Origin of the sequence: Fusobacterium sp. SYSU M8D902 (assembly GCF_040199715.1) — a bacterium.
Taxonomy (GTDB): Bacteria; Fusobacteriota; Fusobacteriia; order Fusobacteriales; family Fusobacteriaceae; genus Fusobacterium_A.
Genome location: NZ_JBEFNA010000031.1, coordinates 1 through 23049, shown reverse-complemented (window position 1 = coordinate 23049; position 23049 = coordinate 1). Strand labels below are relative to the sequence as shown.

The 23049-nt window shown below is 29.2% G+C and carries 23 protein-coding genes and 1 tRNA gene; 19 read left to right on the top strand and 5 right to left on the bottom strand.

Going from position 1 to position 23049, the window contains the following annotated elements:
• The 4 genes from ABNK64_RS09660 to ABNK64_RS09645 all read left to right on the top strand — a co-directional run.
• On the top strand, positions 1-1017 hold a 1017-nt coding region (locus ABNK64_RS09660), incomplete at its 5' end, for a Na+/H+ antiporter NhaC family protein (protein ID WP_349764227.1).
• A 136-nt stretch (positions 1018-1153) separates the two neighbouring features.
• Entirely contained in the window at positions 1154-1990 is an 837-nt protein-coding gene (locus ABNK64_RS09655) for a 5'-nucleotidase, lipoprotein e(P4) family (RefSeq protein ID WP_291255635.1), read from the top strand.
• A 154-nt stretch (positions 1991-2144) separates the two neighbouring features.
• Complete coding sequence (locus ABNK64_RS09650; RefSeq protein ID WP_349764226.1) at positions 2145-2957, top strand: EFR1 family ferrodoxin; 813 nt, start codon at positions 2145-2147, stop codon at positions 2955-2957.
• A 111-nt stretch (positions 2958-3068) separates the two neighbouring features.
• Positions 3069-3416, top strand: a complete 348-nt coding sequence (locus ABNK64_RS09645) for a rhodanese-like domain-containing protein (RefSeq protein WP_300341256.1) — start codon at positions 3069-3071, stop codon at positions 3414-3416.
• Between the two features lie 84 nt (positions 3417-3500).
• On the opposite strand, the gene ABNK64_RS09640 is transcribed toward ABNK64_RS09645, so the two are convergent.
• From ABNK64_RS09640 to htpX, 3 genes are read right to left on the bottom strand one after another with little or no spacing between them, the layout of a single operon-like run.
• Complete coding sequence (locus tag ABNK64_RS09640) at positions 3501-4748, bottom strand: YihY/virulence factor BrkB family protein (protein WP_349764225.1); 1248 nt, start codon at positions 4746-4748, stop codon at positions 3501-3503.
• Positions 4749-4762: 14 nt separating this feature from the next.
• Positions 4763-5212: a hypothetical protein gene (locus ABNK64_RS09635; protein WP_291255631.1), complete on the bottom strand. Its 450-nt coding sequence runs from the start codon at positions 5210-5212 to the stop codon at positions 4763-4765.
• A gap of 8 nt (positions 5213-5220) precedes the next feature.
• Positions 5221-6066: a zinc metalloprotease HtpX gene (htpX, locus tag ABNK64_RS09630; protein WP_349764224.1), complete on the bottom strand. Its 846-nt coding sequence runs from the start codon at positions 6064-6066 to the stop codon at positions 5221-5223.
• 247 nt (positions 6067-6313) lie between these two features.
• On the opposite strand from htpX, the gene aroB reads away from it, so the two are divergent.
• The 8 genes from aroB to ABNK64_RS09590 all read left to right on the top strand — a co-directional run bounded on the left by aroB (position 6314) and on the right by ABNK64_RS09590 (position 13866).
• Positions 6314-8293 (top strand): 3-dehydroquinate synthase, encoded by a 1980-nt coding sequence (aroB, locus tag ABNK64_RS09625; protein WP_349764223.1) that lies wholly within the window; start codon positions 6314-6316, stop codon positions 8291-8293.
• Between the two features lie 88 nt (positions 8294-8381).
• The gene (locus tag ABNK64_RS09620) at positions 8382-8642 is read left to right on the top strand and encodes a hypothetical protein (RefSeq protein WP_291255629.1); all 261 of its coding nucleotides are present in this window, start codon (positions 8382-8384) and stop codon (positions 8640-8642) included.
• A gap of 63 nt (positions 8643-8705) precedes the next feature.
• A complete protein-coding gene (selD, locus tag ABNK64_RS09615) occupies positions 8706-9683 on the top strand; it encodes a selenide, water dikinase SelD (protein WP_502878731.1) in 978 nt (325 codons plus the stop codon).
• A 3-nt stretch (positions 9684-9686) separates the two neighbouring features.
• Complete coding sequence (gene selA, locus ABNK64_RS09610) at positions 9687-11048, top strand: L-seryl-tRNA(Sec) selenium transferase (protein WP_349764221.1); 1362 nt, start codon at positions 9687-9689, stop codon at positions 11046-11048.
• A gap of 18 nt (positions 11049-11066) precedes the next feature.
• Positions 11067-12935 (top strand): selenocysteine-specific translation elongation factor, encoded by a 1869-nt coding sequence (gene selB / locus ABNK64_RS09605; RefSeq protein ID WP_349764220.1) that lies wholly within the window; start codon positions 11067-11069, stop codon positions 12933-12935.
• A gap of 2 nt (positions 12936-12937) precedes the next feature.
• Positions 12938-13513 carry a sulfurtransferase-like selenium metabolism protein YedF gene (gene yedF, locus ABNK64_RS09600; RefSeq protein ID WP_349764219.1) on the top strand — a complete coding sequence of 192 codons (576 nt, stop codon included), beginning with the start codon at positions 12938-12940 and terminating at the stop codon, positions 13511-13513.
• The gene (locus tag ABNK64_RS09595; RefSeq protein ID WP_291255624.1) at positions 13513-13773 is read left to right on the top strand and encodes a putative Se/S carrier protein; all 261 of its coding nucleotides are present in this window, start codon (positions 13513-13515) and stop codon (positions 13771-13773) included. Before yedF ends, ABNK64_RS09595 begins: the two co-directional genes overlap by 1 nt.
• Position 13774: 1 nt before the next feature.
• Positions 13775-13866, top strand: a tRNA-Sec gene (locus ABNK64_RS09590).
• 123 nt (positions 13867-13989) lie between these two features.
• Here the strand turns inward: ABNK64_RS09590 and ABNK64_RS09585 are convergent.
• The gene (locus ABNK64_RS09585) at positions 13990-14403 is read right to left on the bottom strand and encodes a MarR family winged helix-turn-helix transcriptional regulator (protein ID WP_291255623.1); all 414 of its coding nucleotides are present in this window, start codon (positions 14401-14403) and stop codon (positions 13990-13992) included.
• Between the two features lie 130 nt (positions 14404-14533).
• Here ABNK64_RS09585 and ABNK64_RS09580 point away from each other — a divergent pair, with 130 nt between their 5' ends.
• The 7 genes from ABNK64_RS09580 to ABNK64_RS09550 all read left to right on the top strand — a co-directional run bounded on the left by ABNK64_RS09580 (position 14534) and on the right by ABNK64_RS09550 (position 21787).
• Positions 14534-15541: a YhdH/YhfP family quinone oxidoreductase gene (locus ABNK64_RS09580; RefSeq protein WP_349764218.1), complete on the top strand. Its 1008-nt coding sequence runs from the start codon at positions 14534-14536 to the stop codon at positions 15539-15541.
• 131 nt (positions 15542-15672) lie between these two features.
• Complete coding sequence (locus ABNK64_RS09575) at positions 15673-15867, top strand: hypothetical protein (RefSeq protein ID WP_349764217.1); 195 nt, start codon at positions 15673-15675, stop codon at positions 15865-15867.
• 349 nt (positions 15868-16216) lie between these two features.
• Positions 16217-16456 (top strand): single-stranded DNA-binding protein, encoded by a 240-nt coding sequence (locus ABNK64_RS09570; RefSeq protein WP_349764216.1) that lies wholly within the window; start codon positions 16217-16219, stop codon positions 16454-16456.
• A 57-nt stretch (positions 16457-16513) separates the two neighbouring features.
• Complete coding sequence (locus ABNK64_RS09565; protein WP_349764215.1) at positions 16514-16957, top strand: TaqI-like C-terminal specificity domain-containing protein; 444 nt, start codon at positions 16514-16516, stop codon at positions 16955-16957.
• Positions 16958-16978: 21 nt separating this feature from the next.
• Complete coding sequence (locus ABNK64_RS09560; RefSeq protein WP_349764214.1) at positions 16979-17671, top strand: hypothetical protein; 693 nt, start codon at positions 16979-16981, stop codon at positions 17669-17671.
• An 11-nt stretch (positions 17672-17682) separates the two neighbouring features.
• Positions 17683-20655 (top strand): RNA-dependent RNA polymerase family protein, encoded by a 2973-nt coding sequence (locus ABNK64_RS09555; protein ID WP_349764213.1) that lies wholly within the window; start codon positions 17683-17685, stop codon positions 20653-20655.
• 91 nt (positions 20656-20746) lie between these two features.
• On the top strand, positions 20747-21787 hold the full coding sequence (locus ABNK64_RS09550) for a restriction endonuclease (RefSeq protein WP_349764212.1): 1041 nt from the start codon (positions 20747-20749) through the stop codon (positions 21785-21787).
• Between the two features lie 245 nt (positions 21788-22032).
• On the opposite strand, the gene ABNK64_RS09545 is transcribed toward ABNK64_RS09550, so the two are convergent.
• The coding region (locus tag ABNK64_RS09545; protein ID WP_349764211.1) for a transposase at positions 22033-23049 on the bottom strand (1017 nt) is incomplete at its 5' end.

Here is a 23049-nt window from a genome sequence, read left to right as displayed (position 1 = left end):
GGAGCTATAGCTGGAGGAGCTTGTTTTGGGGATAATATAGGACTTATTTCAGATACTACTATAGTTAGTTCTGGTATTCAAGGTGTTGAAGTTGTTAAAAGAATTAGACATCAAGGATTTTGGTCTGCATTGGTTTTAATCTCTGGTATTATCTGTTTTGGAGTTGCTGGAATAGTTATGGGATTACCTTCAACAGTTGGGGATGGAGCTGCTGCTATCAATAAAATTCCTGCTGAGGTTTGGACAAAACTTGCTGAAGAGAGAGAATCAGCTGTAACTCTATTAAATCAAGTTAGAGATGGGGTTCCAGTTTATATGATAATTCCTCTAATATTAGTTTTAATCTTTGCATTTAGAGGATATCAGACATTTATATGCTTGTTTATAGGGATAATTTCCTCATACATACTTGGATATTTTGCTGGTACAGTTACTAGTACAAAGGCTTTTCTTGAAGATTTGATACTTGTAGGATTCAAAGGGGCAGGATCTTGGGTTATAGTTATGATGATGTGGGTTTCAGCTTTTGGTGGAATAATGAAATTGATGGATGCATTTAAACCTCTATCTATATTACTTATAAAAATCTCTAAGAATGTAAGACAGCTTATGTTTTGGAATGGAGCTCTATCAGTATTTGGAAATATGGCTCTAGCTGATGAGATGGCACAAATAGTTACAATAGGACCAATCATTAGAGATTTAGTGGAGAAAAATGTAGAAGGTGCTCCAGAGGATATGGAAGTATTAAGACTTAGAAATGCCACATTCAGTGACGCTATGGGAGTTTTTGGATCTCAATTGATTCCTTGGCACGTATATATTGGATTCTATTTGGGGATAGCTACTACTGTGTATCCTCTAGAGGAGTTTTCACCAATAGATATTATCCAATACAACTTTATAGCATTCATAGCTGTAATAAGTATGTTACTTCTAACTTTAACAGGTTTTGACAGATTCATTCCTAGATTTGCACTACCTAGAGAACCAAAAGTTAAATTAAGAAAATTATAATTTTAATGTAAAAATTTGTAATATATTTGACTAAACGAACTGTTTTAGTGGTTAATATATAAAAAATAAAAAATAATTGCTTTTTTCAGACAACTGTTGTATAATTTTATCAAGCCAGATATACAGGAGGAATATGATGAAGAATAAGAAAATTTTATCGTTAATAGCAGGATCTTTAACAGTTTTAGCATTGACAGGTTGTAGTAACGTTTCAGATAAAAATGTTGATAAAGTAACTTTGACTTATGATCAACTATCAGCTAGAGAGAATATGATGGCAACTAACTGGTATCAAACTTCTGGAGAAGCAAAGGCATTATATATCCAAGGATATAATATAGCTACTGAAAGATTAAAAGAATACTTAAAGAAACCACATAAAAAACCATACTCTATTGTTTTAGACTTAGATGAAACAGTAGTAGATAACAGTCCATATCAAGCAGAGAATGTATTAACAGGTGGAAGTTATAGTTCTGCAACTTGGAATGATTGGGTAAATATGAAAAAAGCTAAGGCAGTTCCAGGAGCAAAAGAGTTTTTACAATTTGCTGATAAGAATGGTGTAAAAATATACTATGTTTCAGATAGAGCAGAGAGTCAATTAGATGCAACTATAGAGAACTTATTAGCTGAGGGAATTCCAGTACAATCTAGAGAGAATGTTCTATTGAAAAATAAAGAGGATAAGAGTGGAAAGGTAAATCGTCGTGAAAAGATAAAAGAGCATACTGATTTAATTATGCTTTTCGGAGATAACCTATCTGACTTTGATGTTTTCTCATCTAAATCAATAGAGGACAGAAACAATAGAGTTGAGGAGTTAGCAAAAGAGTTTGGAGATAGATTTATACTATTCCCAAATCCAATGTATGGAGCATTTGAAAGTGCTATTTACAATGGAAGCTTCCCAGGAGCGAAAGAGAAGAGCCAAATAAAAGAACAAACTTTAAGAAGTTACAAAGATATATAGGGAGATTTAAAGAGCTTGCTAAAAACTCTTTAACTGAAACTATAAAAGTATAATATAAAAGGAAAAAAGTTACTTTCAATTATCAATGTTTATTGCAGTAATTTTTTTCCTTTTTCTTTATTATTATCTTATAAAACATTTTGTTGGAGGGGTTATGAAAAAGGTTTGGAGTGTTTATTTTAGTGGAACAGGAACTACAGAGAGAGTGGTAAGAGCTTTAGCTACTATGCTTGAAAAGAGATTGGAACTAGAGAGAGGAGAGATAAACTTTACTTTTAAAAAGAATAGAGAGAACAAATACAGTTTCTCAAAGGAGGATATAGTAGTTGTAGGAACACCTGTTATAGCGGGAAGAGTACCCAATCTTCTTTTGGAATTTTTAAGATCTCTAGAGGGAAATGGTGCCTTAGCAATTCCTATTGTTATGTTTGGAAATAGAGATTATGATGATGCTTTGATAGAGTTAAGGGATATTTTAGAGGAAGATAGTTTTGTAGTAGTGGGAGCAGGAGCTTTTGTAGGAGAGCACTCTTTCTCAACAAAATTAGGTGCTGGAAGACCGGATAGTTCTGATTTTGAGATTTTGGAGACACTGGGAGAGAGGATAATTGGTAGAGTAAAAGAGAAGAGATATTTGAGTGAAAAGATAGTTGTAAAGGGTGAAAAACCATATAGATGGTACTATCAACCTCGAGATTCCAAAGGAAATCCAATAGATATAAGAAAAGTAAAGCCTAAGACAGATATGGCACTCTGCACAAATTGTGGATATTGTGTAGAGATATGTCCACTCTCATCAATTGAAAAAGATTCTGTAGATGTAGTTAGTGGAATCTGTATGAAGTGTTGTGCCTGTGTAAAGAGATGTCCTCAGAAAGCTAAATACTTTGATGATGAGAACTTTATCTACCATAAAGAAGAATTGGAATTGGAATATAGTAGAAGAGCTGAGGTTGAAATTTTTTAAAAAATTTAAAAACTCCTACTTGAAGAAAAATAATAGAGATGCTATAATAGTAGAGTAAATTAGTATACTTTATATAGAAGGATATTTTTAAGTATAGGAGTGTTATAAATTATGTTTAATTTATCGTTTAATGTCGATGGAAAAGAGTTATCTTATCAAATTATTACCCAAGAGAAGGCTAAAGAGTTAATGGAGATAAATAGTGACTATATCATATTGGATGTTAGAAGTGATTGGGAGTTTGAGAATGGACGTATAAAAGGTGCGTTGAACCTACCTAATGAAGATATAGGACATGAAGATATAAAGATGTTGCCAGATAAAGAGAAGATGATATTTGTCTATTGTCGTAGTGGGCATAGAAGTAAACAGGCAGCAAGTAAATTAGCTATATTAGGATATAAAAATATATATGAGTTTGGAGGAATTATTACTTGGGATGGTGAGATAGAAAGATAAAACTAACTCAATAGAAATAAAAAAGTTACTCTTATTAGTTAATGTCTATGCAAGACTAATTTAGTAACTTTTTTTATTTCTTAATTATCTATTTCTTTCAAGATACTCTCTAAAGATAAGTTGAAAATCTTTTTTCTGAACGCACTCCAAGAGTGGTTGTATCTCTTCAAGATTACTGATATTTATACTTTCACCATAATCTTCAAGATGTTTAAATATGGTCTCAAATGAGATATAATCAATATTCTTGATAATTACGTAATTTTTTTCCTCCTTCTCTCCAATCATTCCAACTAATCCATATGAGATAAAGATGTTTAAAATATGAGTTACTACCTCATAAGGTATATTATAAGTTTCAACTATCTCAGTGGTAGTAAGGGGAGAAAGATTATTGAGATATCTTTTTATCAACTCACTGACTATTATAATTGCACTGTACTCTTTATATTTAAAGCTAATGTTATCAATACTCTTGTTATAGAGGTGTAGCTCTCGATTTTGTAAAAAGTAACAGAGATGTGAACCGAGAATTATAAAAAACCACATTATTTTTAGCCAAAATAGAAAGATAAAGACAACAGAAAAACTACCATATATCTTATTGTATGTATTTACCATTCCTTGTAGTAGTATAAATAGAGATTGAAATCCAGAAAAAAATAGCGATATGAAGATTGCAGCTATAAAGGCTGGAATAAATCTAACTTGAGTATTTGGAATGAGCATATACATAGCAGTAAAAAATAGAAGAAGTGTAAAAAATGGAACTAAACGAACAAATAAACTGAGTCCCCAGTAGTCCACACCCATTCTGTCACTGATTATTTTTATAACTCCACTTGAGATTACAAGTAGTGTTGGAAAAAGAATAAAAAATGAGATATAGTCAGTGATCTTTCTTAGGAACATTCTAGATTTTTCCACTCTCCAAATATCATTAAAAGCTTTTTCAATAATAGAAAACATTGAGATAAGAGTCCAACCTAAGAAGAGAAAACCGATACCAGCCAATATCCCAGTTCTAGTATTTTCTAAAAAGTTTTGAGCAAAGGTTATTAGAAGATTGATTGATTCATCATTTAAAGGAGAGTAATCTCTAAGCTTGATAAACAAGTAATCAGCTATTCCAAACCAAGTCCCCAAGCTAAAAAGTATAGCAAATATAGGAACTAAAGAAAGAATAGTATAGAAACAAAGAGAGGTAACCCAGAGTCCTGAGTTAGCTCTCTTATAACTAGCCAATGCCTTTTTAATGACATTTGTAATATTACTTAGTTTACCTTGGGATATTATCTCTTTATATGAATCTGTGATTGATTTAAATTCCATAATATCCTCCCAATCTAATTTTCTGATATAGGTGTATTTTGTTTCTCTTCTATTTCAGAAAGATCAATCTTCTCTTTAACCTCTTCTACTACAGTATCTATTTTTTTCTCTGGAATATCTTTGTTTCTAAAGTTAAGTTCAAAGTTTTCCTTATCTAATGTATAGATACTAGATAGTGTAGTTGGTGAGTAGAAATAATCTCCAACTCTAACTAATTTTTTCTCGCTGTTAGAGTCATAGATATAGAATGGATTTTCACTATTCCCCAATGAATCCATAATTTTTTTGTCAATTTGCATAGCTTTAAACTCTTGCTTTCCATCATTTGAAATATATGTTGGTGAAACCTCCATAAGCATAATCAATCTTTCCATTAAGAAGTACTCAGGAATAACTTCAGCTCCCTGTGATTTTGTTGTAAAGAAAGCTAGCATTAGAAAAACACTCATAAAAAACTTTTTCATAAATCCTCCTATTCAAATCTCATATCTTCTAGTTTTTTTATTCTCTCCTCTGTTGAGGGGTGTGTACTAAATAAGTTTGCCATTTTGTTTCCAGCTAATGGACTTACAATAAACATATTTTCAGTGGCTGGAGCAGCATTTGGCATAGGGATTCTTCTGCTGTATAGATCCAATTTTCTAAGTGCATTTGCCAAATAAACGGGATTACCACTAACTTTAGCACCGAATCTATCAGCCTTAAACTCTCTAGTTCTTGAGATAGCCATTTGAACTAACATAGCTGCCATAGGTGCAAATATAGCGATACCAATTAGAGCAAGAGGATTACTACCTCTATCATCGTCATCTCTACTACCACCACCAAAGATAGCTGCCCATCTAGCCATACTAGCTAAAAAAGAGATAGCTCCAGCCATAGTAGCAGCAACAGTGCTAATCAAAATATCTCTGTTGTGAACGTGTCCCAATTCGTGTCCAATAACACCTGATAGTTCATTTTCATCAACTAGATCCATAAGTCCTCTAGTCACAGCTACAGCTGCATTTTTAGGATTTCTACCTGTAGCAAAGGCATTGGGTTGAGCCTCATTTATAATATAAACTTTCGGCATAGGTAGGTCAGCACTTCTAGCTAATTTTTCAACTATTTGGTAGAGATGAGTACCTCTCTCCACAGGTTGAGCACCATACATAGATAAAACTATCTTATCACTATACCAATAAGATATAAAGTTCATAACTCCTGCCATAATTAGAGCAATCACAACTCCGTTGTGTCCGCCTAAAGCATTCCCAATAAGTAACAGAATAAATGTTAATGTTCCCATAAGAACAAAAGTTTTTAATGTATTCATATTTAACTCCTAATAATTGATTTATTTTTAATTGATATTATTTTAATAGTTTTTAGATCTTATTTCCCTCCTCAATGTAATATAAACTTCTCTCTAAGTATATTATACATTATTTTTTTATTTCTTCAATATTTTTAATATTATCATAGAATTATGTCAGCAGTATGTAATTATAAAAGGTTGAAGAGAGAGAGATTTTTAGGTATAATTTATGTATAAAGTTAGCTTTGAAGTTAAGGAGTGGTATATGAAAAGCATAGAGGTAAGAACTTTGGGAGAGAAGTATGAGATACTACTTGGGAGTGGAATAGTAGATAGATTAAAGAGTTATTTAAATGGTTATGATAAAATATTACTTCTAACAAATGAGGAGATTGGAAGAATATACTATAACAGAGTAGTAGCTCAATTAAATGATGAGCGAGTAGTTGGATACTTTATCCCTGAAGGAGAAAAGTATAAAAATTTAGAAACAATATCAAAGATCTATGATTTTATGGCTGAAAAGAATTTTTCAAGAAAATCTTTAATAGTGACTTTAGGTGGAGGAGTAGTCTGTGATATGGGGGGATTTACTGCTGCAACCTATATGAGAGGAATAGATTTTATTCAGATGCCAACCTCTTTACTAGCTCAAGTAGATGCAAGTATTGGAGGAAAAACAGGTGTGGATCATCCCAGTGGGAAGAATTTGATTGGAGCTTTTAAGCAACCTAAAGCTGTATTGATAGATGTAGAATTTTTAAAAACCCTACCGGAGAAAGAGTTTAGTTCAGGTATGGGAGAGGTAATTAAACACAGTTTAATTTTAGAGGATAAATGGTATCTAGAGTTTTTAGAAAAAAACTCTCAAGATATTTTAAATTTAAAATCAGATAGTTTGATAGAGATGATAAAGAGTTCTTGTGAGATAAAAAAAGAGATTGTAGAGAGAGATGAGTTTGAACAGGGAGACAGAGCCCTTTTAAATCTAGGACACACATATGGTCACACTTTGGAAAAGCTTTTCAACTTTCAAGATATTACTCACGGAGAGGGAGTAGCAAAAGGAGTGATCTTTGAACTAGAACTTTCAAGAGTGTTAAATGAAATAGATGAAAATTTTATAACTAGAGTGAGAAAAGTTTTTCAACTATATGGATTAAATTGTGAGCCAATCTCATATGAGGATAGAGTTTTAATTGAAGTTATGAAAAAGGATAAGAAAAACTCCTTTGATAAGATAAACTTTATACTGTTTGATAAAAATAGAAAGGTCTATAGAGATAGTGTTGACATAGATACAATTTTAAAGGTGAATAAAAAATTTTCCAACAGATATATAAAAGGTGTAATAGATATTGGAACAAACTCATGTAGACTATTTTTAGCTCAAGTTTATGATGAGAATGGGATAGTTATTGAAAGAGAGATATGTAAAGATGTTGAGATTGTAAAACTGGGTGAAGATGTAAATAGGAATGGATATCTAAAAAAGGAAGCCATAGAGAGAACTGTAAATTGTCTAAAAGGGTATAAGTTAAAGGCGGATAGTTATGGAGGAAAGAGTTTGATAGCCTTTGCAACTTCAGCTACAAGAGATTCTAAAAATAGAGATGAGTTTTTATCACAGGTAGAAGAGCTTGGAATAGATATAAAGTGTATAGCTGGAGAGAGAGAAGCACAGTTAAATTTTTTAGGAAACTCAATTGTTTTTAAGGATAGAATATTGGTTCTTGATATTGGTGGTGGTAGTACAGAGTTTACTTTGGGAGAGAAGGGAGAGATTGAGTTTGTAAGAAGTATAAATATAGGTGCTGTAAGAGGAACAGAAAAATTCTTCAAAACAGGTAATTACACTTTTGAAAATATTGAAAAATGTAGAGCTTGGATAAGAGAGATGATTGAAGAGGTAAGATTTTTAAGTGAGAGGGAATTTTTGTTAGTTGGGGTAGCAGGAACAGCAACTACTCAGATCTCTGTGGATAAAAAAATGGTAGATTATGATAGTTCTAAAGTGCATATGAGTGAGATAACACTAGAAAAATTAAAGGATAATCTAAAACTATTTTTATCTAAAAATGGTGAGGAGAGAAAGCAAATTATAGGTTTAGAACCTAAAAGAGCAGATGTTATAGTGGCTGGAACACTGATTTTGATTGTAATTATGGAAGAGTTAAATCAGAAAAAGTTGGTTGTGTCAGAATCAGATAACCTAAATGGTGCTATGATAAGTAAAATAGTATAAAATTTTTTGAAAATATTATATATGAGTAGAATTGTTAAAAAAAATATAGTAAAATATATTAGGTAATAAATTATAGTTGGAGGAGAATATGACACCAAGAATAGGAAAAATATTAGATGCTTATAATAGTTTTAATAGCACGACGAGGAAAAGATTAGTAGCAGGAAATTTATATGATTATTTTATGCAAGAGTTTAGAGGTGAACTAGAGTATATCTATAGTTCAGCTACAAAAGAAGAGATAAGAGAAGATGTAAAAGGAATGGCAGATATAATATATAAAGAAGAAGAGAAAGAGAAGAGAGATTTCCTTGTAGGTGTATTAGTTGATATAGTAAAAATGATGTAGGAGAGTGAAAAGTTGGAAAAATTACATTTAGATAGATGTTCAATCGGTGGCTGAGCGAACAAAATAGGACCAGAGGTTCTTTCAGAGATATTACATGATATTCCAAGTGTGGAAGATAAAAATTTAATAGTAGGATTTGAAAAATCAGATGATGCAGCTGTATATAAGTTAACTGATGATATAGCAATAATTCAAACATTGGATTTTTTCACTCCTATGACAGAAGATCCATATATATTTGGGCAGATAGCAGCTGCTAACTCTCTAAGTGATGTATATGCTATGGGAGGGCAACCCAAAACAGCTATGAATATAGTATGTTTTCCAAATAAGATGGATATAAAAATCTTAGGTGAGATATTAAAGGGTGGAGCTGATAAGGTTATGGAATCGGGAGCAGTCCTAAGTGGTGGACACTCTGTACACGATCCAGAGATAAAATATGGACTTTCTGTAACAGGGATAGCACATCCAGATAGAATATTAAAAAATCATGGTTGTGAAAGTGGAGATATCTTGATCTGTACTAAAAAATTAGGAACAGGAATAGTGAGTACTGCTTCAAAGGTTAATCTTGCTAGTAGAGAGGCTATTGATGAATCTTTAAAGCAGATGGTAACACTTAATAAATATGCAGCTGAGATAATTATAAACTATCCAGTGACAGCTTGTACTGATATAACTGGATTTGGATTTTTAGGTCATGCCTATGAGATGGCAAAGGGATCAGAGAAAACTTTGATTTTTGAAGAGAGCTTTATACCATATATTTCAGAGGCTAAAAATTATGCTAAAGATTTTTTAATTACAACAGGTGGACAACAGAATAGAAACTTTGTAGGAAAAGATATAGAGTTTAATAAGACTCCTCTATGGTTACAGGAGATAATGTTTGATCCACAGACATCAGGAGGGCTTCTATTTTCAGTGAAAAAAGAGTGTGTACCAGCCTTGATGAAAGAGTTTGCTGAAAATGGTGTAGAGGGATACATCATTGGTTCAGTTGAGGATAAAAAAGATAAATATATAATAGTGAGGTAAGATATGAGTAATCTTTTTCGTAAACTTCCTAAATTAGATATACTTATGAAAGATACAAAATTAGAAGAGTGTAGGGAAAAGTTAAATTACAATACTTTTTATTCTTTGGTAAAGGAGACAATAGACTCTTTTAGAGAGAATATAAAAAATGGGAAGATTATAGATTTTGAAATAGATGATATTATAGATGAGATTGTAAAAAAATCAAAATTTGCTGGTGTGAACAGATTAAAAAAAGTTATAAATGGGAGTGGAGTAATAATTCACACCAACTTAGGTCGTTCTGTTTTGAATAAAAAAGCTCTAGAGATGTTGGTTGAAGTAGCAGGAAACTATAACAATTTAGAATATGATTTAGAAACAGGAAAGAGAGGACATAGAAACTCTCATGTAGAGGAGTTGATCTGTAAAGTAACAGGAGCTAAGGGAGCCTTAGTGGTAAACAATAATGCAGCAGCTGTAATAATATGTCTAAATGAGTTTGCAAAAGGGAAAAACTCAATTGTTTCTAGAGGTGAATTAGTTGAGATAGGTGGTTCCTTTAGAATTCCAGATATAATGGAGCTTTCAGGTTCAAAATTAAAAGAGGTAGGAACAACGAATAAGACTAAAACTTCAGATTATGAAAAAGCAATAGATGAGGAGACAGCTCTTATTTTAAAAGTACATAGATCAAACTTTAAAATAATGGGATTTACAGATGAGGTTGAAAATAGTGAGATAGCAAGAATAGGAAAAGAGAATAATATTCTTACTATGGAGGATCTAGGTAGTGGAGTTTTGGTAGATTTTTCAAAGTATGGTGTAGTAAAGGAGCCAACTGTACAGGAGAGTATAGCTTCAGGAATTGATATAGTTACAATTAGTGGAGATAAACTTTTAGGTGGGCCTCAGTGTGGGATTATTCTAGCAGAGCCACACCTTATAGATAGATTGAAGAAAAATCAGTATTTGAGAGCATTTAGAGTGGATAAATTTGTACTATCTACATTGGAAAGTACATTGAAATTGTATCTTGATGAGAGAGAGGCTGTTCGTGAAATTCCAACTCTTAGAATGATTACTGAAAATGTAGGAGAGGTTTTAAAAAGAGCAGAAAAACTACATGGTTTATTGAAAGAGAAGGGTATAGAGAGCCAAATAATAGAGACAAGAGCTAAAATTGGTGGAGGATCTATGCCAGAAGAGACAGTTCCAAGCTATGCTTTGGCTTTTGAAGGGGATCCTGTTCAATTGGAGAGATACTTTAGAACTGGAGATGTAAATATAGTAGGTAGAGTACAGGATAATAACTTTATCTTAGATTTAAAAACTATAAGAGATGAGGATATGGCTACTATTGTAGAGAAAGCTATAGATAAGTAGATTGATATGGAGGTGTGAATGGGAAGAGATATAGTAATTGGAATGGCTGGACATATTGATCATGGTAAGACAACGGTAATTAAATATCTCACAGGAGTAGATACAGACACACTTCCAGAAGAGAAAAAAAGAGGAATGACAATAGATATAGGATTTTCTAAAATACTTTTAGATAGTGGTAAAAGTGCAAGTATTGTAGATGTTCCGGGACATGAGAAGTTTATAAAAAATATGAGTGCTGGTGTCTCAGGAGTGGACTACCTATTGCTTGTAATAGCTTGTGATGATGGAATAATGCCACAAACTGTTGAACATTTTCAAATTGCCAATATTTTTGGAGTAAAGAGAGGTATGATACTTCTAACCAAAAGAGATATGGTAAGTAGTGAAAGATATGAAGAGGTTAGATCTCAATGTATAGATTTTTTTTCAGATAGCTTTTTAGCAGGGTGTCCAATTTTACCCATTTCCAATAGAGATCTAGAGAGCTATAGAGAGTTGAAAAAGAGAATAGAAATTGAGCTTGAAAAAATAGATCTAGAGGGCAGAGATAGATACTTTAGAATGGATGTAGACAGAGTATTTACAGCAAAGGGTTTTGGTTGTGTAGTCACAGGGACTATAAAAAGTGGATTTGTTAGGATAAATGATACTTTGAACATCTATCCACAAAATAAGGAGATCAGAGTTAAAGGGATTGAGTCTCATAATGAAAAGAGAGAGTATTTAAGAGCTGGAAATAGATGTGCTTTGAATATAGGTGGAGTAGAGAGTGAAGAGGTAAAAAGAGGAGATATCATAGCTAAATCCCTTATAGTCACTGAAAATATAGAGGGTAAAATAACACTTTTAAAAGAGGCTAGTAGGCTAAAAAATAATCAGAGAGTTCGTCTAAATATTGGAACTGAGGAGAGTATTGGAAGGGTACAGATCTATGGACAGAGTTCTATTGAACCTGGAAATAGTGTATTTGTAAGAGTAAATCTAGAAAGAGGAATAGGAGTAAATTTTCAGGATAGAGGAGTTCTTAGAAATTACTCACCAATTACTACTCTAGGTGGAATTGAGATACTGTTCTTTAATTCAGAAAAAATAAGTAGAAGAGATGAGAGATATCTAGAATTTTTAAATCTATTATCAAAGGAAGGACTCAAACATCAGGTGGAAGAACTTGTAAAAAAAGGTTTTTCACAGGAAAAAATCTCAACTTTTTTGGGAGAGAAGATCTCTTTAGAAGGGTTGTTAGAGGAGAAAAGAGTATATGAATTTGATAAGAAGATTGTTCATAGAGATGAATTTAAAAGAATATTAGCTGGAGTAACTGAATTTTTAGAGAAGTTTCACAGAGAGAACTCATTAGAAAAAGGAGTCCTGAGAAGTGAGATAAAAGAGAGATTTTTAAGAGAGTTCACGTTGAAAGAGTATATTAGTTTTCTCAATGATATTGAGGTACAGGAAAGGATAGAACTAAGAGATGAGTATTTAGCTTTGAAAGATTTTAAGATCAGATTGAATAAAGATGAGAAGCTGATGAAGGAGGAGATATTCTCCTATTATAAAAATCAAAAATTTAATCTTTTTCCATACTCATACTATTTAGAGCAAACTAAGAACAGGGATCTCTTTGAAAAGGTACATAGATATATGAAAAATGAAGGCTTTATTGCATATCTAGATGAGGATAAATTCATTTTAAATGGTTTTCTTAAAGAGAGTATAAAGCTAATAGAGAGATATTTTGAGGAAAATGACACTATTGCAGTAAAGGATATGAGAGCTTTATTGAATAGTGATAGAGATAGTGCTATACTTATTTTGAGGGAATTGGATAGGTTGAAAATAACTAAAAACTTAGATGGAGTAAGAGTTTTAAACAATAGGAGGTAGAGATGATAAAGGTAGATGCTATTGGACAAGTATGCCCTGTACCAATTATATTGACAAAAAATGCTTTGAAGGATATAGAAGAGGGGCAGGTAGAGGTATCTGTTGATAACAAAATCTCTTTAGAGAATTTAGAGAAAATGTCTAGAGAGATGGGATATGATTACAGTGTGGAAGAGAGTGGAGAGATCTTTAAAATTGTGATCAATAAAATGAGAGAGAGCATTGAGATAAGAGATGAAGAGGAGAATACAGTTGTTGTAATAGACTCTTTACATATGGGAAAAGGTGATCCAGAATTAGGAAGAATTTTAATGAAGGGATTTATCTATACACTTTCTGAAATGGAAGAGTTACCTAAAACTGTACTTTTCTATAATGAAGGGGTAAAACTTGTAGTTGAAGGAGCAGAGAGTTTACAGGATATAAAAGTTCTAGAGGAGAGAGGTGTAGAGATACTATCTTGTGGAACTTGTTTAAACTTTTATGGAATAACAGAGAGTTTAGGAGTGGGATCTATAACTAATATGTACACTATCCTTGAGAGACAGATGAAGGCTACAAGGGTGATAAAACCATAATGAAAAGTGAAAGATTTTTACTGTTAGCTTCTGACTCTACACATTTTGTTATGAAATTAGAAAAGTACTTGCAAAATTCTGAAATATGTTGTAGAATAATACCGTTGCCGAGTGAAATTAGTGCTGGTTGTGGATTATCAGTAAGAGTTGAGCTTGAAGATCAGGAAAAGGTTGACAATGTACTATTACAGGAGAATATTCAAGTGGATAGATATATTGTAGAGAAGATTGGATTTAAGAAAAAAATAGAAAAAATTTAATGGAAGCGGGAGAAAACTGGTGTTTTCAGCAATCTTCAAAATTGTCGGGTGGCTTAGGTCATTGGTAAGTTCGATTCTTACACGCTTCCGCCAAAAATGATTTTAACTCTCTAGAAATAGAGAGTTTTTTTATCTACTTAAAAAAATTGAAAAATAGATAGTAGTAAAAAAAGCAGTTACATTAATTTGGACTGCTTTTTTATTTGAAAACTATATCTATTTATCAATTATATGTAATAAAAGTTTTTTCAATATCTCCTGTTCAGAGTGAGAGAGATCAGATAAAAAATGTGAGTTTAACTCCTCTACAATTCTTTCTACATCAGCTTTTAAACTATTAGCTTTGGCTGTGGGATAGATTAGAATATTTCTTCTATTTGTACTATCAATCTCTCTAGTTATCAACTCATTTTTCTGCATTCTATCTAGGATTCCAGAGATAGAAGAAGCTTCTAGGTAGAGTGTACTCCCTATCTGCTTTGGAGTCTGTGGTGTATTTTTCCAAAGACAACTTAAAACTCCATACTGTGCTGGAGTAATTTTTAACTCTTTTAAGCTTTCGCTAAAATATTGAAAAACCTTATTTTGTGAAATTGTTAATAGATAATTTATACATTGATTAATTTCCAATGATACCCCCTAGTATATCTTTAAATAATTTTCTTCTATTGACATTATAGCACTATTATGTTAATATTCAAGTATAAAAATAGTTCTTATTAAGAAATATTCTTGTTGAGAATTAATAAGGAGGGATAATATGAAGAGATTTAAAGCTTTGGTTGTTAGAGAAAGTAATGATGAGATTATTCACAATATAGAAGAGATAGGTTTTGAAAATTTAGGACAGGGAGATGTAGTCATAAAGGTTGAATACTCATCTGTAAACTATAAAGATATGTTGGCAGTGAGAAAAAATGGTGGAGTGATTAGAAGTTACCCTATGATACCTGGAATAGATCTAGCTGGAGAGGTAGTTTCATCAAAGAGTCCAAAATTTAAATCGGGAGATAAAGTGTTAGTAACAGGATTTGAAATAGGAATGACACATACAGGAGGGTATTCTGAATTTGCTTGTGTTCCTGCTGAATGGGTAGTGAAAATTCCTGAAGGTCTTACTACTAAAGAGGTTATGATGATAGGAACAGCTGGATTTACCTCAGCCATTTCAATTATGGCTCTAGAAAAATCTGGAATGTGTGTTGAAAATCAACCTGAAATCTTGGTAACAGGTGCATCTGGTGGAGTTGGAAGTGTGGCTACACAGATTTTAATAAAGAGTGGATATAAGAATATCTCTGTTTTAAGTAAGGAGAGATCAAAAAAATCTGAATTTTTAAATGGATTGGGAGTTAAAAAAGTCTATACTCTTGAAGAGATATCACCAGAGGAAAAGAAAAATAAACCTTTGGGAAAACAGCAGTTTCATTATATTTTAGATACTGTTGGTGGAGAGGTAGCTTCTAGATTATTAGCTCATATACACTATGGTGGAAGTATGAGTATGTGTGGAAATGCAGGAGGGATAAAGTTTCAAACAACAGTCTTACCATTTATACTTCGTGGGGTAAATATACTTGGGATAGATTCAGTAAACTATCCAATAGAAAAGAGAGAGTGTATATGGAGTAGATTTGCAAATGAGTGGAATGTACTAGATAAATTAAACTATCAAGAGGTAGAGCTTGAAAGTGTATCTAAAGTGTTTCAGAGCCTTCAAGAGGGAAGCCACACTGGAAGAACAATAGTTAAATTAGGTAGCAAATAATAAGATAATAAAAAGAGAGAAAATATATATAAATTGAGATTAATGATAGGAGACTTTCTTAGTGTGGTTTCTTTTTCAAATTTTATGGTATAATGTGGAAAAGTAATTATTTAAGAAAGGAGTTGAAAAATATGGCAACATCATCTTTTACTAGAAAAATAGTTGTAACAGGTAAAGAAGCAGTAGATACAATAATAGATGCGTTAGTGTCAGATACTGCTAAGAAAGATCCAGAAGAAATTTGTAGAAGAAAAGAATCACTTGAAAAAAATAGAAAAAGAGGGAGAGAGCTATTAGCACAATTTGCCTCTCATTACAAGAAATAATAGAGTTTCTTCCAGAAGAAGTTGTAAAAGAGTTTATTAATGATTTTTCATGTAGTAAAGATTTAGATATTGAGTTTTTTCTAAAAAATAAAGTGACGAATTAGTTCAGCAGAAAAAATGATAGAATTATATAGGTTTATGAGGAGTTTTAAAAGTATTTATACTTAAAGGCTCCTCATTTTTATTTTAAAGGCATTTTATAAAAAATATAATAAATCATAGTAAAAATAAGAAAAACTGTTAAAGTTTATTTTAGAGTGTATAACTAAAAACTTTAAAAATAAACATAAATGTAGTATAATTATATAAACAATGTTGTTAATATAATTATAGCATTGAGGAGGTAATCTTGAACTTAGATGTTAATGAATTATTAGAAATAGCAAAAAAAGAGGTTGAAAATTTAAAAACAGATGAAATATTTTTGGTTAAAGAACTTTTTAAAGGGTATGAATGGAATAGGATAGATAGAAAAACTAGACTTTTATTAGGAATATTATTTTTAAACTGGGTAAGAACAACTAATGAAGATAAAATAAAAATTATTGAAAAGACATCATCTGGGCAACAAAAATATAAAATAATTTAAATATGAGGGATAAGCATGAATGATTTAACTTTTTTTACAAATGAACAAGGATAAACTTTGTCAGATAGATTTAAGAAAATAATAAAAAATAATACACAATTTTTTGATGTTTTAGTAGGGTATTTTAGAGCTAGTGGATTTTACGAGCTATATGAAGCTTTAGAAAAAGTTGAAAATTTATGGGAAGTTAGTGAGCCATTATCTGTAAAGTATATTTTAGGAATTTTAAACTCTAAATTATTAAGCTTTTATCATATGAATACTTCACCAAAAGCTAAAAAAGGACTTTTCCCTAAAATATTGGTTAATGATGTAAGAAATTTACATATTTATGATAAAGAAAATCCTTTAAACTCTAAAATAATAGATTTAGTTGATAGAGTAATAGAACTAAAGAAATTAAATAAAGATACTCAAGATCTTGAAAATCAAATTGATGAAATGGTTTATGATTTATATGAATTAACTGAAGAGGAAAAAGAATTAGTAAGAGAATTTTAAAAATAGAAGGGAGAGATTTATTTGAAAGAATTATTAGAATTTTTGAGTGAGGTAAAAAATAAAAAATATGATGAGTTAATAGCTTCAATAGAGTTGCAAAAAGATACTTTAGAAGAAATTTCAAAAGAGTTGGGAAACGTTTATGTTCCTCAACTACTAACAAGTCAAAATTATGAGAAAATTAATGAAGCAGTTGAAAAAATAAAATTTATAAATAATAAGGCTAAGGAATTAGAGGAATTATTAATTAAAAATTTAGAAGTTAATGAAGAGATAACTGAAGATAATGAAGAAATTTTAGTAAAAGATTATGATAAATATAGAGTTGATGAAAATGAGAAACATACTCTTTATGAAATTTTTAGACATAAAAGACCATGTGCTTTTGTAATTGAAAATAAACGAATTGAAGCTAATAATTGGAAAGAAGTATTAATTGATACATGTAATTACTTATCTGAAAAAAATAAAAAAATTTTAGAAGAAATAGTTATAAATGAAAAAATCAAAGGAAGAAAAAGAAGTCTATTTTCTGTAACAAAAAAACAAATGTTTTCTCCAGAAAAATTAAAATATATTAATGGATATGTTGAAACAAATCTAAGTGCTGATGGAATAAAAAATTTAATAAAGAAGTTATTAAAAATATATGAAGTTCCTTTAAATAAATATTATATTCATTTTAGAGCTGATTATAGTGAAATGAAGGAATAAGGAGACAGAAAATGGAAAATGAAATGGATTTAAGTTTAAAGTTGCAAGAAGCATATATTTTATTAAAAAAAAGTTTTTATTATGAAAATAATAGTTTACTTCATATAAAATTCCAGATAGCTAAATTTGAAGCAGAAAATAAATTGTTGGATAAACAAAATAGAGAGATATTTTTTGATGACTTAGCAGAACATATTAATAATGAAGTCTTTATAAATGAATTATTAAATAAAATAAGTTATAAAAAAATAATAAAAAAATTTGATGAAAATACTAAAGAAATTAAATATAACTATATTATAGATTGTCCTGTAGAATTACATTTAATTTCTATGTTATGGATCTTAGAATCTGGAGTAGAGTTAGATAAAGAAATAGTAAAAAATTCTTATGGTTATCGTTTAGAAAATGATAAGAATAAATCTATTTTTAAAAAATATATTATTCAGTATTATAAATGGCTAGAAAATGGATTAGAAATTGCTCAAGATTTAGTTGAAAGAAATGAAGATATTGTTTTATTAAAAATGGACTTGAAAAGATATTATTATAATATTTCTGAAGAGAATTTAATTACTCAAATAAAAAAACTAAATAATAATATTGAGGATAATAATTTATTTAATATAATTCTAAAAATTAATAAAAAATATACTGAGCTTTTAAAACTAGCTCTTCCACAAGAAGAAAAAGAAGGATTTGGGGAGTATTTTTTACCAATAGGTTTGTATAGTTCTGCTGTTTTAGCTAATTTTTATTTGAAAGAATTTGATGAAAATATTTTAAATTGTTATCCAGATTATTATGGAAGATATGTTGATGACATTTTTATTATTTTAAGAGAAAGAAATACTCTTACATCAACTGATGCAGAAGAGTATTTGAAAAATAGATTTCCAGAAGTCTTTAATAAAGAGTATTTAAGTAATTTAAAGTTAAATTTTGATTTTAAAAATAATAATAAAATAATAATGAAAACTTTAAGTGGAAACTTAAAAAAGATTAAGTTTAAAGAGGTTAAAGAAAAATTTTTAGAAAAGCCCAGTCCTTTTAATTTCTTGCCTAATAAAAAGGAAATAAAGAAATTATATGAAAAAATTGCTCTTTCAGAAAATAAAGAAATACGAGAACAAAAACTTGATGTTTCTATATATTTAAGTAAAATTTTAGATATTTTTCATAGTGTTCAAGGAAAAGAATTTGAAGTTGAGATAGAGAAACTAATCAATGATATTATATATTTTTTTAATGATGAAAATATAATAAAATATTCCATTTATTTTCAGAAAATATTTTCAATATTGTTATTAAATAATAATCCTTCTTTATTTATTAATCTTTTTTCACAACTAGAAAAAACTTTAAATGAATATTCAGAAGATATTAAAGAATATTTTAATCTTTCTTTAAAATTTGCACTTTCTTTAAATCTCAGCTTTGTCAAAAAAAATGAGAAATATTTTATCAATAGTTATTTTATAAAAGATCATGAAGAGTTTCAAGTATTTATAGAAGAGATTTTAAATATAGTTAATTCTAATATGTTTCAAGGAGATAAAGTTGTCTTTCCTTTATTAAATTATATTAAATTTAATGATGATCAAACAGGGATAAATTTTTTAAGTGATAATCTTTTTGACTTAAAATTCTTTAAAGAAAATCAGTTAGAGTTAGATGAAGAAAAATTGAAACTTTCACCAAGATTTATTCATTTTAATGAGATAGGAATTTTTTTATTTAGAAAAGAAATTATTAATATTCTTAAAGAAGAAGAAACTAAAGAGGATATATTTAATAAAACTACTAATTATTTTAAACTAAATTTTTTAGAATCAAAGCTTAAAAATGAACAAAAAAAAGAAATATTTAAAGAATTATTTTCTTATTATAAAATTAATCAAAATTTGGATTTTATCAAATTTGATACTAAAGTTAAAAAAAGTAAATTTAAAATAGGTATTGTTAGTTTTATAGTAAAGGAAAAAGAATTATTAGATAATTTAGATGGAAATCAAAATCTTACTCTCAATAAAAAGAAAAGATTGATTAAAATTTTAAATGAAGCTAAAGAAAATAGTGTTGATATTTTAGTTTTTTCTGAAACTTCAATTCCAATACAATGGCTAAAATTTATGAGTAAATTTTCAAGAGAAAATCAAATGATTATAACAGGAGGACTTGACCATATTTTTTTAAATGATACCAAGAAAAATGTAGGAAATTTTTTATTTACAATAGTACCTTTTGATACTCAAAAATATAAAACGTCATTTATAAAATTCAGACTTAAAAATTATTATGCTCCTGGAGAAAGAAAACAAATAATTGGAAGAAAATTTAATATACCTATTTTAAAAGAAAAAAAATATGACATTTTCTCTTGGGAAGGATTATATTTTTCAAACTTCAATTGTTTTGAATTAGCTGATATAGAAAGTAGAGGTTTAGTAAAAAATTATATAGATTTATTAATAGCTTCCGTCTTTAATAAAGATATTAATTATTTTACTAATATCTTAGAGTCTACTTGTAGAGATTTACATGTTTATATAGCTCAAAGTAATACTTCCATTTATGGTGATTGTAAAATATTACAACCAAGTAAGAAAGATTCAATGACAAAGGCAAGTATATCAGGGGGACTGAGTGATAATTTATTGATTGAAGAAATTAATATAGAAAATTTGAGAAATTTTCAATTACTAGATTATATTTTACAAGAAGAAAATAAATATTTTAAGTTAACTCCACCAGATTTAGATCCTGAAGCAGTAAAAGCGAGAAAAGAAAATGAATTAAATGAATATTTAATCAAAAAATATCCCAAAGAAAAATATCTCAAAATAGAAGAAAAAGATAAAGGGTTATTAAAATATTTGATAGATTCTTTATCAGAAAATGAATTAAATGATATTTTAAAAGTTAAATTGACTGTTGAAGAAAAAAAGAAAAAAGAAAAAGAATTTGATAGTTTATTCAATTAGAATTATTTAAACTGAAAATCACTCTCACAAACGTTAAAGGTGTTCTACCAATAATAAAAAGGAGAGTGATTTTAATATGAAGGAGAAGGATATGAACTACTACATATTTAGAATTGATTATTCAGACAGAGATTATTTTAAAGAAAATTTGAAAAGAGGTATTTTAAAACAAGGTTGGGGTTTGGAGAAATTATCCTTACTTGATGAAAATGGAGAAGAGAGAAATCAAGAGGAATGGGTTAATGCTTGTCCAGCAAATTGGAGAGATACTGACGAAGCTAGAAGATATCTTAGAAATAAAAACAGTAACCTAAGAAAAATGTTAGAGATGAAAGAGGGAGATATAATTCTTATTCCTAAATTTCCCGAGTGGAATATGTTTTCTTTATACAGAGTTAAAGGGAAATATTATTTTGATTTAGAGAAGACAAAAGGAGATTATGGACATTGTATTCCTGTTGAAGTTGCTACTAAATTTTCAGATGAGATAGATAAGTATTTTACTTATAATGGAAATGATGCTACTAAAGTAATTCACAGCAAGTTAAGAGGATATCAAAAGGCTATAAATAGTGTTTATAATAATGAGATAATTAGTGCTATTGAAAGTTTATTACAAATAAAAAGCATAAAAGAGGAATCTCAAATAACAGAGATTTTAAGAGGTATTTTTGAGAAAAATATCAAGAGTATGGAAAATCTAAATAAAGAGATCTTTTCAATTAGACCTGATGATGTTGAAAAAATAGTAGAAGAAATTTTTGTAAAACAAGGATATTTAGTTGAAAGTAGAAACTCATATGATAAAAAAGGTGAAGATTCCGACAGAACCTTTATAAAGCCTCTTCCAATATTGTGTGAAGTCAATGATGAAATAGGAAGTTGTAGAGTATATGTACAGATTAAGAAAAAAGATGGTGTTTGTGATGAAGATGAAGGAATAAAACAACTTGAAGATATAGTTAAGTCTAAAGAGAAAATTGAAGGAATAGAAGATAAAATTAATAATATTTATAAAGTTTTAGTTTGTACAGGAGAATTTAGTGATAGAATTAAAGAGTTAGCAAGAGATAAAAATATTATTTTAATTGATGGGATACAACTTGTAAGAATGTGTATTAAAAATATTTAATTAAAAATAATTTATAGGGAGTTTTTAGCATGTGTTAAGAACTCTCTTTTTATATACAAGACTTTCAGATAAACTAAATTCTAAATAAAAAGGGGCTGTTGCAAACTGATGATTTTTAAATATCAGTTGCAACACCTTTTTCTTTTTTTGAAAAAAAATAGAAATCATTTAATTGATTTCCTAGGTTTTTAATTTCTTAATTTAAATTTGGGCAGCACAAAAAATCATCCTTTATTTTTATACTTTTATGCTGTTTTTAAAGAATGAAGTGTTGTTCCTTTTCTATTATTTTTTTCTCTTTGAATTAGGCGATTTAAGTTATAACCTAAACAAAATAAACATATTTCTCTTAAAACACTACTTTTCCCGCGAACTTTTAATTTCCTTAGTTTCATATCTTCTTTTAGTACCGCAAAAGCTCCTTCTACTTGAATACTTCTATTCATTCTTAAGCATTTACCATAATCACTTGATATATTTTCTTGGGACTTAGTTGATAACATTCTAAATCTTGAATTGTATCCTACTTTTTTTTGAGTTTCTGGATTGAAAAAATATTGTTTTCTTCCATTTTTACTCGAATAAATGAATTTTAACTCAACTCCATCCTTTCTAAAAAGTCTATTTTCAGCTGAGTTATATATTAGATTTTCAACTCTATTCAAATCATTCTTAAACTTTCTGGTTTTTGATTTTTCAAAATATATTGGTTTTATATATGAAGTATAGCCTTTTTTCTCTAAATATTCATAATTATCTATACTCTCATAACCAGCATCAGCTACTACATTTTTTATGTTTAAATCTAAAGAATTAGCTTTCTTCAAGAAAGGAATTAAAGTTTTAGAATCAGAAGGATTTGGAAAAATATCATAAACACATATATATTCGCTGATAACTCCAATTTGTAAATTATATCCTGGTTTTAATTGACCGTTTCTCATATAATCATCCTTCATTCTCATAAAAGTAGCATCTATATCAGTTTTTGAATAGCTATTTCTTTCTTTTAAATTTTGAAAATGTTCTGAGTACTTTTGATATTTCTCTAAATATTCAATGCACAATTCATAATATTTTTGTTCTTTTGACTTTCTTTTTCCGCGCCCATAAACAAAATTAATATTTAAATTTTGAAGGTAATGACAAACTTCAAAGAAAGAAGAAAAATTAGAACTAAAATCTTGGTTAAAATCAAAAACAAGAGATTGAATTTTAACATTAAGTTTATTCCAATAATTTTTAATAGATTTTTTCCAAAC

Coding starts and splice junctions, on each gene's coding strand:
- ABNK64_RS09555 (WP_349764213.1), top strand. CDS start 17,683: ATGGAAAATGAAATGGATTTAAGTTTAAAGTTGCAAGAAGCATATATT.
- yedF (WP_349764219.1), top strand. CDS start 12,938: ATGATAAAGGTAGATGCTATTGGACAAGTATGCCCTGTACCAATTATA.
- ABNK64_RS09550 (WP_349764212.1), top strand. CDS start 20,747: ATGAACTACTACATATTTAGAATTGATTATTCAGACAGAGATTATTTT.
- ABNK64_RS09595 (WP_291255624.1), top strand. CDS start 13,513: ATGAAAAGTGAAAGATTTTTACTGTTAGCTTCTGACTCTACACATTTT.
- aroB (WP_349764223.1), top strand. CDS start 6,314: ATGAAAAGCATAGAGGTAAGAACTTTGGGAGAGAAGTATGAGATACTA.
- htpX (WP_349764224.1), bottom strand. CDS start 6,066: ATGAATACATTAAAAACTTTTGTTCTTATGGGAACATTAACATTTATT.
- ABNK64_RS09580 (WP_349764218.1), top strand. CDS start 14,534: ATGAAGAGATTTAAAGCTTTGGTTGTTAGAGAAAGTAATGATGAGATT.
- selB (WP_349764220.1), top strand. CDS start 11,067: ATGGGAAGAGATATAGTAATTGGAATGGCTGGACATATTGATCATGGT.
- ABNK64_RS09650 (WP_349764226.1), top strand. CDS start 2,145: ATGAAAAAGGTTTGGAGTGTTTATTTTAGTGGAACAGGAACTACAGAG.
- ABNK64_RS09645 (WP_300341256.1), top strand. CDS start 3,069: ATGTTTAATTTATCGTTTAATGTCGATGGAAAAGAGTTATCTTATCAA.
- ABNK64_RS09640 (WP_349764225.1), bottom strand. CDS start 4,748: ATGGAATTTAAATCAATCACAGATTCATATAAAGAGATAATATCCCAA.
- ABNK64_RS09575 (WP_349764217.1), top strand. CDS start 15,673: ATGGCAACATCATCTTTTACTAGAAAAATAGTTGTAACAGGTAAAGAA.
- ABNK64_RS09655 (WP_291255635.1), top strand. CDS start 1,154: ATGAAGAATAAGAAAATTTTATCGTTAATAGCAGGATCTTTAACAGTT.
- ABNK64_RS09635 (WP_291255631.1), bottom strand. CDS start 5,212: ATGAAAAAGTTTTTTATGAGTGTTTTTCTAATGCTAGCTTTCTTTACA.
- ABNK64_RS09620 (WP_291255629.1), top strand. CDS start 8,382: ATGACACCAAGAATAGGAAAAATATTAGATGCTTATAATAGTTTTAAT.
- selA (WP_349764221.1), top strand. CDS start 9,687: ATGAGTAATCTTTTTCGTAAACTTCCTAAATTAGATATACTTATGAAA.